Annotated in this window: 17 protein-coding genes; 6 read left to right on the top strand and 11 right to left on the bottom strand. The window is 49.6% G+C overall.

The features are described 5' to 3' along the window. The first annotated feature begins 34 nt into the window (after window positions 1-34). The 6 genes from NW199_RS08205 to NW199_RS08180 all read left to right on the top strand — a co-directional run bounded on the left by NW199_RS08205 (window position 35) and on the right by NW199_RS08180 (window position 7,684). Window positions 35-406 carry a hypothetical protein gene (locus NW199_RS08205; protein ID WP_258334280.1) on the top strand — a complete coding sequence of 124 codons (372 nt, stop codon included), beginning with the start codon at window positions 35-37 and terminating at the stop codon, window positions 404-406. A gap of 107 nt (window positions 407-513) precedes the next feature. Next, entirely contained in the window at window positions 514-1,416 is a 903-nt protein-coding gene (prmB, locus tag NW199_RS08200; RefSeq protein WP_258334279.1) for a 50S ribosomal protein L3 N(5)-glutamine methyltransferase, read from the top strand. Then, complete coding sequence (locus NW199_RS08195) at window positions 1,416-3,314, top strand: ABC-F family ATP-binding cassette domain-containing protein (RefSeq protein ID WP_258334278.1); 1,899 nt, start codon at window positions 1,416-1,418, stop codon at window positions 3,312-3,314. Before prmB ends, NW199_RS08195 begins: the two co-directional genes overlap by 1 nt. A 34-nt stretch (window positions 3,315-3,348) precedes the next feature. Then, entirely contained in the window at window positions 3,349-4,149 is an 801-nt protein-coding gene (locus NW199_RS08190) for an LTA synthase family protein (protein WP_258334277.1), read from the top strand. 171 nt (window positions 4,150-4,320) lie between these two features. Next, window positions 4,321-6,306, top strand: coding sequence for an LTA synthase family protein (locus NW199_RS08185; protein WP_258334276.1), 1,986 nt, complete (start codon window positions 4,321-4,323; stop codon window positions 6,304-6,306). A gap of 100 nt (window positions 6,307-6,406) precedes the next feature. Then, window positions 6,407-7,684 (top strand): M20/M25/M40 family metallo-hydrolase, encoded by a 1,278-nt coding sequence (locus NW199_RS08180; protein WP_258334275.1) that lies wholly within the window; start codon window positions 6,407-6,409, stop codon window positions 7,682-7,684. A gap of 49 nt (window positions 7,685-7,733) precedes the next feature. On the opposite strand, the gene NW199_RS08175 is transcribed toward NW199_RS08180, so the two are convergent. The 11 genes from NW199_RS08175 to bamA form a co-directional block, all read right to left on the bottom strand. Next, window positions 7,734-7,946 (bottom strand): hypothetical protein, encoded by a 213-nt coding sequence (locus NW199_RS08175; protein WP_249092412.1) that lies wholly within the window; start codon window positions 7,944-7,946, stop codon window positions 7,734-7,736. Between the two features lie 3 nt (window positions 7,947-7,949). Further along, window positions 7,950-8,447, bottom strand: coding sequence for a hypothetical protein (locus NW199_RS08170; protein WP_022473340.1), 498 nt, complete (start codon window positions 8,445-8,447; stop codon window positions 7,950-7,952). A gap of 17 nt (window positions 8,448-8,464) precedes the next feature. After that, entirely contained in the window at window positions 8,465-8,893 is a 429-nt protein-coding gene (locus tag NW199_RS08165; RefSeq protein WP_258334274.1) for a DUF1178 family protein, read from the bottom strand. A 28-nt stretch (window positions 8,894-8,921) separates the two neighbouring features. Further along, window positions 8,922-9,731, bottom strand: a complete 810-nt coding sequence (locus NW199_RS08160; RefSeq protein ID WP_258334273.1) for a TrmH family RNA methyltransferase — start codon at window positions 9,729-9,731, stop codon at window positions 8,922-8,924. After that, on the bottom strand, window positions 9,706-10,329 hold the full coding sequence (gene rnhB / locus NW199_RS08155) for a ribonuclease HII (protein ID WP_258334272.1): 624 nt from the start codon (window positions 10,327-10,329) through the stop codon (window positions 9,706-9,708). Before rnhB ends, NW199_RS08160 begins: the two co-directional genes overlap by 26 nt. Window positions 10,330-10,332: 3 nt before the next feature. After that, window positions 10,333-11,472 (bottom strand): lipid-A-disaccharide synthase, encoded by a 1,140-nt coding sequence (lpxB, locus tag NW199_RS08150; protein ID WP_258334271.1) that lies wholly within the window; start codon window positions 11,470-11,472, stop codon window positions 10,333-10,335. A gap of 7 nt (window positions 11,473-11,479) precedes the next feature. Beyond that, window positions 11,480-12,277: an acyl-ACP--UDP-N-acetylglucosamine O-acyltransferase gene (lpxA, locus tag NW199_RS08145; RefSeq protein ID WP_022473335.1), complete on the bottom strand. Its 798-nt coding sequence runs from the start codon at window positions 12,275-12,277 to the stop codon at window positions 11,480-11,482. Window positions 12,278-12,360: 83 nt separating this feature from the next. Then, window positions 12,361-12,810 carry a 3-hydroxyacyl-ACP dehydratase FabZ gene (gene fabZ / locus NW199_RS08140; protein ID WP_022473334.1) on the bottom strand — a complete coding sequence of 150 codons (450 nt, stop codon included), beginning with the start codon at window positions 12,808-12,810 and terminating at the stop codon, window positions 12,361-12,363. A gap of 4 nt (window positions 12,811-12,814) precedes the next feature. Then, complete coding sequence (gene lpxD / locus NW199_RS08135; protein ID WP_258334270.1) at window positions 12,815-13,912, bottom strand: UDP-3-O-(3-hydroxymyristoyl)glucosamine N-acyltransferase; 1,098 nt, start codon at window positions 13,910-13,912, stop codon at window positions 12,815-12,817. Window positions 13,913-13,915: 3 nt separating this feature from the next. After that, window positions 13,916-14,410, bottom strand: coding sequence for an OmpH/Skp family outer membrane protein (locus NW199_RS08130; RefSeq protein WP_258334269.1), 495 nt, complete (start codon window positions 14,408-14,410; stop codon window positions 13,916-13,918). Between the two features lie 97 nt (window positions 14,411-14,507). After that, a complete protein-coding gene (bamA, locus tag NW199_RS08125) occupies window positions 14,508-16,838 on the bottom strand; it encodes an outer membrane protein assembly factor BamA (RefSeq protein WP_258334268.1) in 2,331 nt (776 codons plus the stop codon). Between the last annotated feature and the right edge of the window lie 7 nt (window positions 16,839-16,845).

The following is a 16,845-nucleotide window of genomic DNA, read 5'->3' as shown; positions in this document are numbered from 1 at the left end:
TGGGCGCTTTAATCCGAGCAAAACACTCCTGTTAATGAGTACAGTATTTCTATTTGGGGCAGGAGGCGTTTTCCTCACGCTTGATATGAAGTCTCCCGTTCTTTTTATGGTTTTTGTCCTCATTTGCGGCGCCGCGCAAGGCGGCACCTGCTGCAGCGGATTAAAACTATTACTCATGGATGCCACGTTACGTGAGCGAGCCGGTCTTATTTCCGCCTTATATTTAGGAGCCTACGTGGGATCCGGCATTCCGAATTTTTCAATTGGTCAATTGGCTAAAGACGTTTCCATGACAACCATTGCAAACGGATTTTGCCTATGGATTGCCGTCATGTGGCTCATCATCGTGCTCAGTTTCATTTTGATCAAAAGAAAACCGACCGAAACTGAAAAGAAACGCTTCTGATTGGGCAATATTTAAGAATTTTTGAATTTCTTTTCATGCTCCCCTCCACGAGCGTTCTGGGTTAAAATAGGACCCTGTTTTGAAGCTTGATTTTTAAAAGAATTTTTATGATTACCGATAACGACGTTCATCAATGCCGACTGCAAACCATCCGTGATGTCATCCGCTATGCGATGACGCAATTCGAGATTAATAATATCTTCTGCGGTCATGGTTGCGCTGACACGTACGAGGAAGCCTACTTCTTGGTGTTGCGTTCATTGAAGCTTAACTTCGAAGACTCGGATCGCTTCTGGGACGCCCGCGTTTCCAATGCGGAGCTCAAGATGCTTTTAGAGCGCATCGAAAAGCGCGCTGTTGAAAAAATCCCGACACCCTACCTTTTGCAGGAAGCTTGGTTAATTGACCATCCCTTCTATTGTGATGAACGCGTGATTATTCCCCGCTCCTACATTGCCGAACTCTTAAAAGACGAGTTGGCACCGTGGGTTTCTAATCCTGAAAACGTCACGCGCGTACTTGATTTATGCACGGGCTCGGGTTGCTTGGGCATTATCGCAGCCGAAGTCTTCCCCAATGCGAAGGTTGACTGTGTCGATATCAGCCAGGATGCGCTCGATGTTGCCAAAATCAATGTTGAACGCTACGGTATGCAGAATCGAATCGAACTCATTAAGAGCGATCTTTTCAATGAATTGGGTGACCGTCAGTACGATGTGATCATCAGCAATCCCCCGTACGTCACCCAAGAGGCAATGGACAACCTCCCCGGTGAATACCGTCACGAACCGGCTTTAGCCTTAGGGGCTGGAGACGACGGCCTGGATATCGTGCGCCGCCTAATGACGGATTCAAAAGCTCATCTCACAAACCGCGGTGTCATGGTGGTTGAAGTGGGTGATGGAAAAGACGCCTGTGAAGCGGCTTATCCCAAAGTGCCCTTTACATGGTTAGCCACTGAAAATGAAGATGCGATGGTCTATCTCTTGCGAAAGGATGAACTTCCGTAATGCTTAGACTTCAAGACGTCAGTCTCATGCGAGGCGTGCGAGTGCTCTATTCGCACGCCACACTTTTGGCCAATCCTGGCGAAAGAATCGGTCTCGTGGGCGAAAACGGCTGTGGAAAATCAAGTCTGCTCGCTGCGATTTTAGGCGAAGTCCCCCTTGAAGCCGGTGAGATCAGCGCTCCGGCTCTTGAAAACATCGGTCACGTTGCTCAAGACATTGACACGGTTGACGAAGTCGCTATTGACTGGGTGCTCTCAGGCCACGCTCCCCTCATGGCCGCCAAAAAAGCCTTGGCTGAAGCCAGAGACGATATGAGTGTTGCCAGCGCGCACGCAACCTTGGCCGAACTCAACGAAGGCGCGATCACGGCACAGGCCAAGATCATTCTGCACGGTTTGGGTTTTACCGAAGAGATGACCACCCATCACGTCAAGGATTTCTCAGGCGGCTGGCGAAACCGTCTGGCTTTGGCGCGTGCGCTCATGTGTCCGGCTGAGCTTTTGCTTCTTGACGAACCGACTAACCACCTGGACTTAGATAGTGTCATTTGGCTTGAAGCGTGGTTAAAACGCCAGCATGCGACCACGGTTATCATCAGCCACGACCGCGAGTTCCTGGATCGCTCCGTTAACACCATCTGGAGCATTGAAGACAATACGATTCGCCGCTATGCGGGTAACTACAGCGCCTTTGAAGCTTTGCGTGTGGAAAGACTTCGCGCACAGGACGCTGCCGCCAAAGCCTATGAGCGCGAAAGCGCCCACCTTCAAAGTTTTATTGACCGATTCCGTTATAAAGCAACGAAAGCCCGCCAAGCGCAATCCCGCATCAAAATGCTTGAGCGCTTAAAGGCGGTCGAACCGGTGCGCGCCACCCGTGAATGGCGTTTTGAATTCTTAAAGCCTGAACGTTTGCCGGAACATTTGGTTGAAGCTCAATCCGTCGCCTTGGGATATGGAGAGAAGGAAATTTTGCATGACGTGAAATTTTCCATCCGTGCCGGTGAGCGAATCGGTGTATTGGGTGTCAATGGAGCCGGCAAATCCACCTTGATTAAAGGGATTTGCAAGGAACTTACCCCAATGGCGGGCGAATTCCGATTCGGTCAGGGGCTTCAAATCGGCTACTTTGCTCAGCATCAGCTTGAACAATTGCGAGGTGACGAAACCCCGCTGCAACATCTTCGCCGTAAAGCACCCGACGAACGAGAACAGGTTCTGCGCGACTTCCTTGGACGCTTTAAATTCAGCGGCGAGATGGTCAACGCACTGGTTAAACCGTTTTCGGGCGGAGAAAAAGCCCGTCTGGCCTTGGCCCTTTTGGCTTGGGATAAACCGAACCTGATCGTGCTTGACGAACCAACCAATCACTTGGATATGCAAACGCGCGAAGCGTTAACCATGGCGCTTTCCTCTTTCGAGGGGTCGGTACTGCTCGTATCCCACGACAGACACCTTTTAGCCGCCACAACTGAACGACTGATGCTCGTTCATGAGGGTAAAGTCAGTGAGTTTGACGGGGATCTTGATGATTACGCCAAGCTCGTTCTTGAAACACGCAAAGCTTCCCTATCAGCTGAAAAAGCCAAAAGTGAAACGACATCCTCCTCGCCCAACAAGCGGGAAGCCAGACAACAGGCCGCCCTTGAGCGTCAACGCATCGCGAACTTAAAGAAACCTTTGCAAAAAGAACTGGCACAAGTTGAAAAGAAGTTGGAGCCGCTTTCATCAGAACTTAAAGTTTTGGATGCAAAGCTTGCCGACAGTAACTTTTACACCCAAGGCGATCAGGATGAAGTGGCCGCCGCGCTCAAGCGCCGCGGAGAGTTAAGCGTTGAGGTCGAGGCACTTGAAGCTCGATGGCTCGAACTATCCGAAGCTATTGAAGCAGTGGTTTAACAAATTCCCTATTTATTTAATTTTGCATAAAAAAATGAAACATCAACGTACGATCAAGGCTCTTGCTCCCGTTCAATGTCCGGAGCATCCCTTCGCGCGCGTGCTCGTGCTTTTCATGAGTCTGGCTGTTTTTGCCTTACTGATTTGCGCACTCAATTTTGTTTTCCGCGAACTTTACATGGATGTCTTTATCACTCAAACTGCTTTGGATAAAGTAGTGGTTAAAGATGAATACATCGATATTTGGATGGTCGGACTTCGATATGACGCGAAGCTTGCTTACTATCTGATGCTGCCGGGTATTGTTGTCTCGCTTTTGGGTGCCTTGGGACCGGCCTTTTTCAGATTATGCTTAAAGATCATTGGTGTTTGGGTAACGTTGAGCGCTGCTTGGCTGATGGCAACCACCTGCGCCAATATCCATGTTTTAGGCGCAACCGGATTGCCGCTTAACGCCGCCCAGGTTGATCTCTTTTTCAACGCTCCGTTTGCCAACCTTGCGGCTTATTCAAGTTCCTACCCGATTTTCTTTGATACCGTCATGACGCTCTTTGTCACAGGTTTGTTTTTAGGCCTTTGGCATCGACTGACGACGATTTTCAGCACCTCGGGATTGTGGAGTCACGTGAACATGATTAATTGGCTCATTTGCCTGTGTTGCTTTTTCGGTTTGGTGTGGACTTCCGCTCAAACGAGCGTCACCTCCATGGATCCTCTCACAGCGGCTCAAGCCAAAATCAGCAAAATCCCGATGGTGAACTATATTGTGATGAATGCTCCGATGAGCATTCACTATTCAGATTCACACGCGATGTTAGGCGACACAGCCAAATAATCACCTTTTAACGGCGCCGTAAAAATCACGGCGCCTTTTTGTAACCAAGCTTTGATAATCCCTCGTCTAAAAAGCCTTTTCGCTAAAATGTCGAAAACAATAGACCTTGACCGAAAAATGAGCTTTTTCCCAAAAATACATCGTCCAGACTCTCCTCTAGGACGATTTTTATTGCTTTTATGTCAATGTTTTGTCTTGGTGGGCCTTGCCATTGTTTTTATGGCGGCTATCCGAGAACTTTACTTCTGGCTGATTGTCGTCAGAGAAGTCCCCGCAGAGATGATCCAAAGTGATGATGTTTGGAGAATGCGGTATTTGGGCTTGCGTTTTGATGCCCGAAGCGGGGCCATTTTGGCCATTATTCCCCTTCTGGCTTGCCTGTTTCTTTTCTACTTCAAGGCAACCTGGAGGCTTTTAATTAAGTTTTTGACGATCTGGAGCGTCTTTGCCTTCTTCGCTGTCGTTTTGCTCTCGGTCTGTAACTTCCACTACATCCAGACATTTCAAACCGCTATCGACATCTTCGTTTTCAACTTCCTGCACGAAGAGCCTCAGGCCGTCATGACCACGGTGTGGCAGGATTATCCGATCATCTCAAATTCATTGGGTGTCATCGCGGTAACCGTTTTCCTTTTTTGGTTATGGAAAAAAATCTTTGTTCGATTAAGTGCTTGCGCGCTTTGGGATACGCTCTCAACCATTAAAGCCGTTGCGCTTATCGTGGTCGGTGTCATTGCTTTTGTCTTTCTTGCCCGTGGGTCTCTTACTTCACGCTATCCTTTAAGACGCAATAATGCGCAGGTCTCGGTTGTCAAACAAATCAATGAGTTGGTTTTAAACGCTCCGATGGCGCTTTACTACGCGGCGCAGGACCGTAAACACTCTATGAAATTTGAACCGGCCTCACTCAAGCGCGGTGAAAAACTTATGCAGGCCGCTCAGATCGGTTCCCTGACTCAATCAACACCGGTTAACACTCAATTGGCCCAGATCAAGCCTCACGTTGCTTTCTTCATCATGGAAAGCATGGGTTTTAACATGATGAGTTATGACGAGCCAGGCAAAGTGGATTTGATGGGTGCCCTTCGTCCTCATTTTAAGTCTGACTACGTTTTTGAACGTTTTACGTCAGCCGATCTGCACACCATTCAATCGGTCGCTCAGCTCCTATTCTTAAGTCCGGTCTCTCAGGTGAGCACTTCCTCAATTCGAAATGTTCCCCTGCCCGGCACGCCTTTTGAGGTTTATAAAAAAGCGGGCTACCGAACTGTTTTTGTCACATCCGGTACAACAGCATGGGAAAACATGGACGAGTATCTGCCCCTGCAACATGTTGATGAAGTCTATGATCAAACCCACCTGATGGACGCCTTCGGTTTATCCTCAACAACCGAGTGGGGCGTAGCCGACCACTATGCTTTCAAGTTCGCTGAGGATTTGATAAAGAAATCCGATAAGCCCGTTTTCATGGTGGTGCTTTCCACCTCCAACCATCCGCCCTACCATGTTCCAGAAGGCTATACTCCCAAACCCATCACGGTGCCAGAAGTGATTAATCGTCATTACAACCACGACGATTACGCTCAATCGCTTCTGACCATTATGCAAACTTATCAGTCCAGCGCGGATGCGTTGGGACAGACCATTTCCAATCTCAAATCCATCAAAAATCGAGCGATGGTGATTGGAGCCACGGCCGACCATCGGATGCTCGGCATGAAGCCCATTGTGACCGATGGCCCCTTTAAGGACGTCGCCGTCCCCTTCTATGTGTGGGCATCAGACGATGTTAAAAAGGCCGTTGACATTCATTTTGATGAAAAACGTGTTGGGTCACACAAAGACATTTTCCCGACGCTATACGCCTTAAGTCTTTCAGATGCCACGTACCGCACCGTGGGCGGACGCAACCTCTTGGCTGCCGTTGACGATCCTCAAAGGGCATTTGGCTACAACATCTCTTTGTGGATGAATGAAAAGGGCGTCTATACGTTGAAAGGCCCCATCCTTTTTTACCCATGGGCCGATGATAAAACCGACTTTTTAACCGACTACACAAAGATGCGTGAGGCAACCGAAGCGGAGAAAAAGCGGATCGAAGCCTACCGTCCGCTTGATATGTGGCAGCTCAATGAGCGCGCCTGCGGAACAAAATAGAAATCAAACACAGGTTGATGCTTAGACAAAGGATCAACCTATTTCTTTTTTAGCGATGGTGCTAAATTAGCAACATCAACAATTTCCTCAAGGAATCATCATGTCCGATAGTCTTCATCCTGACGTTCCTGCCATTGACCAAAGCGTTTTCTCTGCCATGCAAAGCCTAAAAGAGCTTCCAAAGATTCAAAAAGCTTTGGATATTGCCCAAAAACAAACGGATCAGGCAATGGCAGAGCAAGTGGAGATTTGTGAAATTCCATCGCCGACCTTCCACGAAGAAAAAAGAGCCCAAGAGATCGCCCGCCGCATGAAAGCATACGGTTTGACCGATGTCACCATTGACGCCATCGGCAATGTGGTGGGAATTCGCAAAGGCAGCGGCAACGGCCCGGTTTTGGTTATTGACGCGCATATGGATACGGTCTTTCCGGAGGGCACAGATGTGACGGTTCGCCGCAAAGGTGATACGTACTACGCTCCGGGTATCGGAGACAACACCAGCGGCGTTCGCGCCTTGCTGCAGTTGATCCGCTGCTTTAACGAAGCCGATATTCAAACAGAAGGCGACATCATTTTTGTTGGCACCGTGGGTGAAGAAGGCAATGGAGACATTCGCGGGGCCAAGTTTATTTGCAATGGCGAACGGCACATTGACGGCTATATTGCCATCGATTCTTTTACGGCCGGTGTCGTCGTAATGGGCGGCGTGGGCTGTCATCGTTGGCGCGTCGGCATCAGTGGTCCCGGCGGTCACAGCTTCATGGACTTTGGAAAAATCCCGAGCGCCATCCATGCGATGTGCCATGCCGGCCATCTGATTGATCAATTAACGCCTCCAAGCGAACCCTACACGACTTTCAATATCGGAACAATTAAGGGGGGCACATCGGTTAATACCATCGCTCCGAGCTGTGAAGTCGATGTTGATATCAGAAGCATTTCCAACGAAGAGCTCTTAAAACTTGAAGCTCAAATCTTTCAAGCTTTTGAAGATGGAGTGGCAGAAGAAAACAAGCGCTGGGGCATTACCGATCCCGAAAGAATGCTCAAGCTCACTAAAACACAAATCGGTGATCGGCCGGCCGGAGCCCGTCCCGATGATTGCCCCGTTATACAAACGGCTCTTTGTGCACAAAAACTTTTGGGGATTGAATTGACGCAATTTTGCCCGTCAGCTACCGATGCCAACGCCCCCATCAGCAAGAATATTCCTTCGGCCTGTTTGGGGTCGGGCGGATTATCCGAAAAATTCCACTCGTTGGATGAATACTTTGTGGCTCAAGACATCCATCAAGGGCCGCAGTTAGTCTTATTGGCCGCTTGCACTTTGGTAGGTGCGGAAGGTCAAAAACCACTATTACCAATCGTTAAGTAGGCAAAAGCGGGGACTCTTCCCCGCTTTCAGCTTATATTGCCGATTTTTTTTATTGCTTGGAAGCTTCTGCTTTAAGATCGGGCTCTGCCTGAGCAGGAGCTTGAGCCGGCTCTTCTTTTTCTTCGACCCATTCCGGAAACCAAGCGTCCGGATCATCCACTTCTTTACCCCAGCCCATAATAATCGCGGCGGCCACCACAATGACAAAAAGAATGTTTAAGAATAAACGGATACCCTTTTTTACCTTGGTCATATCGGCCATGATTTATTCCTCATCCTCAAGATTGTCAACGGGAGGGGTTTCATCAGGGGCAAGGCCAGCAAAATAGTGCGCCCAACCGCTCATAAATGCATAGTATTCTTTGCGTGAAATGCTTTCACGGCCTTCTTGCGGTGCACGCGCATGCTCCAAGAAAGCGCGTAAAAAACGCTGAAGGGCAAATTCAATCACATCCCCTTCAACCTCGACTTCATGACGCGATAAATGTTCACGAAGGGGATCGCCCGCCCAATGCACTTTGCGGTTAACACGCTTATCACGCACTTTGCCTTGGAAAATACCTAAGAGGTCAGAGTAAACATCTTGGGCTTGATCATGAATATCAGCCGCTTCTGGATGGTAGGGTTCATTGGCTTTAATCCATTCGCTTGTCGATACCGTAATGGCGAGCTCTTCAAGAAGCTCCATCACAATATCAGGATTACTCACATCAATGAGCGGCAACTCCTTTGCCGGTTTTGTCAGCTGACCGAATAAAGCCATTTTTAAGACGTCCTCAATTAATTATTTTCGTGCACGACACCTTCGGGCAAAGGCAAAACATTAATGCCTTCATCCAGAAGTTCCTCGGCATCTTCGAGCGTACAGCGACCGTGAATCGTACGTATTGGGGCTTTGCCCTGATGAACAGCCCGAGCTTCCTGCGCAAAGCGCTCACCCACATTTTCACTCCCCTTTAAGAGCTTACGGGCGGCGGTGTACATTTTGCTGCGAATTTCAGCCTCAAGCTCTTTTTCGGATATTTGGGTCTTCGCTTTATCTCTTGAAGCTAAAACATAGGAAGCTGTCGGAACGCGCTTGACGTTCGTCGTATCACAATAGGGGCAAGCCACAAGATGAGCCTTGATTTGTTCGTCCAAACTCTCGACCGAATCAAACCAACCCTCAAATTGATGACCGAATTCACAAACGCAATTAAAAACTTTCACAGCTATTGAGTGCACGGTTTAAACCGCACTATTTTAACGATTTCAAAGAAAGTCGGCGCCGTCTTAATTCAAAGAGACAGACAGCGGCGGCCGCGCCCACATTCAGCGACTCACAATCGTGTTCAATCGGAATATAAAGGCGCTGATCGGCGCAGGTAAGGGCTTCTTCGCTTAACCCCGGTCCCTCGGCACCCATCATCCAGACGACATTTGCCTTTTCCCAATCGGCTGTCGCATAGAGATCAGAGCCGCCTCGAGCATCAGCTGCTAAACGCTTAGCGTCAAACGCACCAGCAAGCTCCCGCGGCTCAACATTTTCATAGATAGCCGCTGCAAAATGAGCGCCCATGCCGGCGCGAAGCGCCTTGGGTGACCATAAGGCTGCCGTTTCACGATTGGCCGCAATGGTTTTAACTCCTGCTGCGACGGCACTGCGAATAAGCGTACCGACGTTTCCCGGATCCTGCACGCCGTCCAAATAGAGCACATCCGTTTTTTGTGAAACGGGAAGCTCACGCTCAACAATAGCCACTTCAGCCATGATTCCCGCTCCGTGCTCCACGGGCGAAATCATGTCATAGAGACGATTATCAAGTACATAACAGGGAACGCCTTCTCTGGCATAGTTTTCAACAACATTACCCACTTCGTCACTGATGCCGCCGCTTCTTAGCAACAGAGCTGCGGGCGTAATCCCTCTTTCTGCCATCGTTAGAAGAAGGTGAGCGCCTTCAGCAAGTGTTGCTTTTTCCCTTTTTATGAAACGAGCGTTTTCGGCTAATTTTCGCCAACGCTTAAATTTCGGATTGGAGTCACTTTGTATCAGTCGATAGTCCATCAATGACCTCTCTGACAGGAGCAAAAGTTTTTCGGTGAATGGGCGTGGGCCCATAAGCCTTTAACGCTTTAATGTGTTCGGCCGTGCCATAACCCACATGATGCTCAAAGCCGTATTGCGGATAAAGCTCAGCCATTTTGCACATGTAGGCATCACGGGTTGTTTTGGCAATAATGGAAGCCGCAGAAATCCACTCCACTTTATCATCGCCTTTGACTACCGCTTCAGACAGCCACTTCCATTTAGGCAACTTGTTTCCATCCACCTGAACAAAATCCGGTTCAACAGGAAGCTTTTCCACGGCCGCCTTCATCGCTTCAAGGGTTGCCTGCAGGATATTGATTTTATCAATCACCTCAGGCCCCATCGCCGCCACGGACCAAGCCAGAGCCTTTTCTTTGATCTCTTGGGCGAGTTCATCACGCTTTTTCGCAGAAAGCTTTTTACTATCCCGCAATCCCTTAATCGGACGATTAGGATCTAAAATCACGGCTGCCGCGACAACGGGGCCTGCCAAACAGCCTCGCCCCACTTCATCGACACCCGCAATCCTTGAGAATTGCTCCGGGGCAAATAAATCAAGATCGGATTCAGACATGGTTTAAGAACCGCAAACCGATGCAATGGCATCGCAAGCTAATTTCGGCGTATCACGCAATAAAGACACATGCATAGCCGTAAAGCGATCCATCAGCCGACTGTCATCGCGTCTTTCATACTCATGCCACAGTGCATAAGCCAGTGTCTCAGCGCGGCAATAGTATTGAAGAATTTCAGGAACCAATCGTTCACCAGCCAAAATATTGGGCAGGCTCACAAAATCAATGATGCCTTTCTTTTGCATCAAAATACCTGTGATACCGGGCATTGCATAACCCACCACCATCGGTCGTTTAAAGAGTGCCGCTTCTAAAGTGGCCGTACCTGAAGCCACCAAAATCGCATCGCTTGCCTGCATCACCGTATGGCTGTCAGAGCGGATAATCCGAGTGGCGGCTTTAGCTTTAGGGAAATTATTCAGAACGGCTTTAATCTGCTCTTCACGAGCTACATCAGCGGCCGGCACCAAGAAAATGGATCGTTTGTCAAATTGAAGAACTTTTTCACAGGCACCGAAAAAATGAGGTCCACACCAAGCCACTTCTGCTTGCCGCGAGCCGGGTAAAACAGCAAATACCGGCCCCAAGGCGTCCACACCCAGTTTTTCTCTGGCAGCATCTTTGTCGGGGTGCATCGGAATTTCCCGAGCCAAGGGATGACCGATATAGGTCGATTCAATCCCCGCTTCATCCATCAGCTTCTTCTCAAAGGGAAAGATGAGCAGCATATGATCAACTGCCCGCTTAATCTGATGGATTCTTTCAGGACGCCAAGCCCAAATGGAAGGACAAACAAAATGAATGGTTTTGAGTCCTTCGGCCCTTAAATACTCTTCAATAGACAAGTTAAAGTCGGGCGCGTCCACGCCAATAAAGGCGCGTGGAGAAAGTTGAGCGACGCGGCGCTTCATCTCGCGCCTGAGCTTTAAAAGGGAGGGAAGCTTTTTGAGAACCTCGACGTAGCCTCTCACCGAAAGGACGCTGCTGTGATGCCAAGGCTCAAGACCGGCGGCAATCATCCGATCGCCCCCGATTCCCAGCATGTGCTCACCCGGGTAAAGAGAAGCCACCTGAGGCAGCACCAATGAGGCGATGAAGTCGCCGGAGGTTTCTCCGGCGAGCCAAACAATGTCTTTAGCCATCAGTGCATTAAGCCTTCGGGCGAATAATGCCGCGTTCACTCGTGGCGATGAAGTCACGCATGAGCTGAAGTTCACGGGCGACTTGCGGATTATTGGTAATCAACACGTCGAGCACTTTAATGGCTTCAGGAATGCGAAGACCGTCACGGTAAATGGTCTTATAGGCAGCCTTAAACGCATTAAGCGCTTTCAGGTCGTAACCCGCACGGCGCAGACCCACAACATTCAAACCATGGGGCTCGGCAGGATTACCGTTACAGATCACAAAAGGCGGAACGTCCATCACCAAGATGGAACCGCCGCCCACCATGGCTCCTTCGCCGATACGGCAGAATTGGTGCACACCGGCTTGACCACCGATAATGGCACGGCTTGCCACAATGGAGTGACCGGCTAAACCGACGTTATTGGCCAAAATCGTATCGTCACCCACGATACAGTCGTGGGCAACGTGGACATTAGCCATAAAGAGATTGCGGTTGCCGACCACGGTAATGCCGTGATCCTGAACGGTCCCTGTGGCGATCGTCACGTGTTCACGAATCACGTTGTCATCGCCAATCACCAAACGCGTATCTTCGCCTTTGTACTTTTTATCCTGGGGCTCGCAGCCGATACTGGCATTGGGGAAAATGCGGTTGCGTTCCCCGATTTCTGTATTTCCCGTGATATTGACATGGGAAATCAGTACCGTGCCCGCACCGATCTTCACCTTCGGTCCGACAACGCAAAACGGTCCGACAACAACGTCATCGGCCAATTGAGCGGCAGGATCGACTAAAGAGAAATGATGAATTTTTGCCATGATGGCTCGCCTCTATTCAGTTAATCGTTACCGGTCAGAGTAATGCTTGAGACCGGCGTTTGACGTCATGCGTCAAAGAAACATTAATCCATCTTGCGGCGGGCGCACATCATCGTGGCCACACATGCAACTTGGTCATCAACCATGGCCGTCGCTTCAAACTTACCGATACCGGCTCGGTCCTTCAAGAAGTGACAATGAATCTTCAATTGATCGCCGGGCTGCACGACTTTCTTAAAGCGGGCATTATCAATGCCGGCAAAGAAGTAAAGCGAGCCGTCATTGCGCTGCTCTTCAGTCAAACGGGCCAAGGCCAACACGGCGCAGGCTTGAGCCATGGATTCAATAATCAAAACACCGGGCATGACCGGACATTCCGGGAAATGGCCTTGGAATTGCGGTTCATTGGCCGTGATGTTTTTGATGACAACAGCCGTCGTCAAGTCGTCCGACACACTTTCCACACGGTCAATCAACAAAAACGGATAACGGTGCGGAAGATATTTCATAATATCTTGAATGTTGTATTTCATTTTCTTATTTTTCCTTTTGATTGTCTTCTAATTTTGCCAAAGCCGCTTCAAGCGCTCTTAAGCGCTTACGCATCTCAGGCAAATGTTTAATCATTACAGCTGAGCGTTCAAACTCACGATTGGGCATCGCAGGGAAAAAGCCCATCATAAGTTTCGTGTCATCCGGATAAGAAATCACGGTCGTTGCCGGCCCGATGGTCGCTCCGCTCGGAATCTTGATATGGCCGTTGATATTAGCTGCGCCACCGACAGTAACATGGTCACCCAACGTAGTGGATCCTGCCATGCTGGCAGCGCCTGCCATCACACAGTGTTCGCCCAAGCGGCAGTTGTGCGCGATCTGAATTAAGTTATCAACTTTGCTGCCTTTGCCGATCACCGTGTCATCGAGCGCACCACGATCGACAGCGGTATTGGCACCGATTTCCACGTCATCTTCAATTCGAACACTGCCGATTTGAGGAATCTTCACCCACTCGCCTTCAAAGGGAGCAAAACCAAAACCGTCGCCACCGATCACGCAACCCGACTGCAGCACACAACGCGCCCCGATCGTGCAGTGATGATCAACGGTGACATTGGGATGCAGGCGCGTATCGTCCCCGATGACAGAGCCGACTCCTACCACACTGTTGGCGCCAATCCAAGCGCGCGCTCCAACCACTGCGTGATCTTCGATAACAGCACCGGCATCCACACGGGCTGTCGGATCAACCTTAGCCGTCACGGCAACGGAGGCATGAGGATGAATGCCACTTGCAAATTGATTTTGAAGTTTTTCGACGACTTGCAAGGCAAAAGCAAACCAGGCATAAGGATTGGGGGTGATGACCATCGCGCGCGGCGTTTCATCACCGTAAATAGCTTCCTTATCTTCTTTGCGAAGCACAATGACGCCAGCCTGGCAGTCTTTGACTTCATGAATAAATTTCGGATTAGCCAAAAATGCCACTTCGTCGGGTTTGGCGTGGCTTAATGCGCCGATACTTCTGACAGCCACCCCTTCAAAAGGGCCGACCAATTCTTGAGCAAGGCGTCCAGCGCATTGCTGGCGCACCGCTTCCACGAGAACAGCAATCGGATAAGCAGTTCTTTGTGTCATAACTTATTTCCCCAAAGCTTTAATGACCTGATCGGTGATATCCACGTTCGGACCGACATAAACAGCCTCTTGAACGATCAAGTCATATTTTCCCTTGCGGGCGATGTCGCGGATAATTTCATTGCTTCGCATCAAAATTGACTGCAATTCTTCATTTCTGCGACGGTTTAAGTCTTCACGCAATTCACGTTCACGACGTTGCAGCGACCGTTCACGATCAGCCAACTTACGCTCTTCGGCCATCCGTTCGGTATTGCTCATCTTCGAGGCGCGTTTTTGGTATTTTTCAACGTCAGCCTTAAGCGCTTTGGCTGAGATGGACAAAGACTTTTCTCGGGAAGCAAACTCCTTTTCAAGTTTCACTTGAGCCGAGTGCGCCGCGGCACTTTCTCGAAGAATACGATCCGGATTCACTACCCCGATTTTTGTATCAGCTAGTGCCGATTGGGCCATCATCGCCAATGAAAGAATCGAGGCAAGAGCCAATTTTTTCAGCATATTTTCATGTACTCCATGTACGCTCAAGGGAAAGGCGGTCTTTAAACCCCTTTCCCCAGTATTTTGCGAACCCTTCCGTAAAGGTGATCAGGCTATGTTAGAAGCCCGTACCGATTTGGAATTGGAAGCGTTCGACTTCGTCGCCATCCTTGTCGTTGAGCGGCGCCGCGATACTGAACTTCAACGGGCCTAACGGCGAAATCCAGGCTACACCGACACCGACTGAGTAACGCAGATCAGACAAGGAAATCTTCATCTTTTCATCTACGACACCGCCTTGTCGATACGAGTCGCCCCAAACCCAACCTCCATCAAGGAAGGTAAACCAGCGAAGCGTACGGTCGGCACCCGGCAAAGGCATCAACATTTCAAAAGAGAAATTAAGTGATGCATTACCACCGGCACTATCTCCCTCGCCACCGCTGGAATTATCTTTTGGACCTAAGCTAGAGTTTTCGTAACCGCGGACACTACCGATACCGCCTGCGTAGAAGTTCTTAAAGAACGGATATTCTTTACCGCCCCAGCTATCACCGTAACCGATTTCGCCGTTAAACGCCAAGGTCAAATCACGGGTTACCGGCCAGTAATGTTGCAACTGGTAGCTGGCACGGTAGTAACGAAGATCCATCACAGGAAGCGTAACTTCACCGGAAATTCTTTGATACGTACCACGAGTTGGTGCCAAAGCGTTATCGCGGCTATCACGTGACCAACCAACTGTAGCGGCAACAGCATGGGGAGATTTCCCAAATTCTCTTGTATAGTTTCTGTACCTTTCCGGTGCTCCATCCCCAGCATCAACAATAGTATTTTCCCACTTGGCGCCCAAGAACACGCGGTCGTATTCGGTAAACGGAATACCCCAGCTCACAGCCGCACCGCGGGTTTCGTATTCAAGGTCATCGGCCAAATCGAGCTCATCCATATCGACTCGACGATCGTACAAGTCAATTGAGCGCGAGATGCCTTCCGGTGTCACGTACGGTTCAGTCAAAGAAACAGCATAAGTACGGGAGCTATCTGACGTATTGACTTCTGCGCTTAACGCCTTACCGGTACCGAAAATGTTGTTTTGAGCAAAACCGGCCGACAAAATCACACCGTCACTTGTGGAGAAACCGGCACCCAAGCTAATGGAGCCTGTCGGACGTTCTTTCACGACCACTTCCAAATCAACCTGGTCACGTGTACCCGGAACCGGTTTCGGATCGACGGTCACCGAATCAAAGAAACCTAAACGGTCAATACGGTCACGGGAAAGTTTCACCTTGTCGCTGTCAAACCAGGCCGCTTCATACTGACGCACTTCACGACGAATCACTTCGTCTTGCGTCTTGCTGTTGCCGGAAATATTGACGTGACGGACATAAGCTCGACGACCCGGGTCAATCGTGTAGACAATCTTTGCTTCATTGTCACCGGTAACGACAGGATTCGGACGAGCCGAAGCAAACGCGTAGCCGATGCTCGAGAGCTTATCGGTAATGGCCGTAGAGGTACGGTTAATGACTTCAGCGTTGTAAATAGAGCCTGTTTCCACTTCAATTAATTGTTGAAGTTCGTCATGCAGACCCAACATATCACCGGTCAACTCAACACCCGAGACGTGATACTGTTCGCCTTCGGTGACGTTGATCGTGATAAAGATATCTTGTTTATTCGGAGCGATGGAAACCTGGACACTGTCAACTTTAAAGTCCAGATAACCGTTATTAAGATAATACGAGCGAATCGATTCAATATCGGCTGCAAGCTTTTCACGCGAATAGAGGTTGCTCTTTGTGTACCAGCTCATCCAACCCGAGGGCGTGAGCTGCATCTGTTCCTGCAACTCTTCGTCATCCATCACACGGTTGCCGACAAAACGGATAGATTCAATGCTGGCCGCTTCGCCTTCATCAACCACAATAGAGAGTCTCACGCGGTTGCGATCCAAAGGCGTCACCGTTGTCTTAACGTCCACCCCATAGTAACCGCGGGCCAAATATTGACGGCGCATTTCTTGGTCAGCGCGATCCAAAGTCGCATGGTCAAAAATTCGACCTTCGGCTAAGCCGACATCTCGCAAGCTCTGTTCAATGGCAGAATGGTCAAACGCGCGGATACCCTGCGTGCTGATGGATGCGACTGCCGGACGTTCCTGAACTTGAACAACCAACACATTGCCGTCGCGCTGCAAGCGCACATCACGGAAAAGGCCCGATCCATACAACGCATGAATGGCCGTATTGCCTTTAGCGTCTGTGAATTCATCGCCTACTTGAAACGGCAAGTGCGAGAGCACCGTACCGGGCTCCGTACGGGCGATACCTTCAATGCGGATATCTTTAATGACAAAATCAGAGGCTGCCGCAAAAGCGACACCTGCAATCGACATGAGCGCCGTCGCCACCGAGGCGCGCAATAGGGAAGATTTCAAATGCATTTTTTAT

The sequence above is a fragment of the Parasutterella secunda genome (assembly GCF_024733725.1).
GTDB lineage: Bacteria > Pseudomonadota > Gammaproteobacteria > Burkholderiales > Burkholderiaceae_F > Aphodousia > Aphodousia faecalis.
Note: the sequence above shows the minus strand (reverse complement) of the source record. Positions and strands in the feature narration are given on the sequence as shown.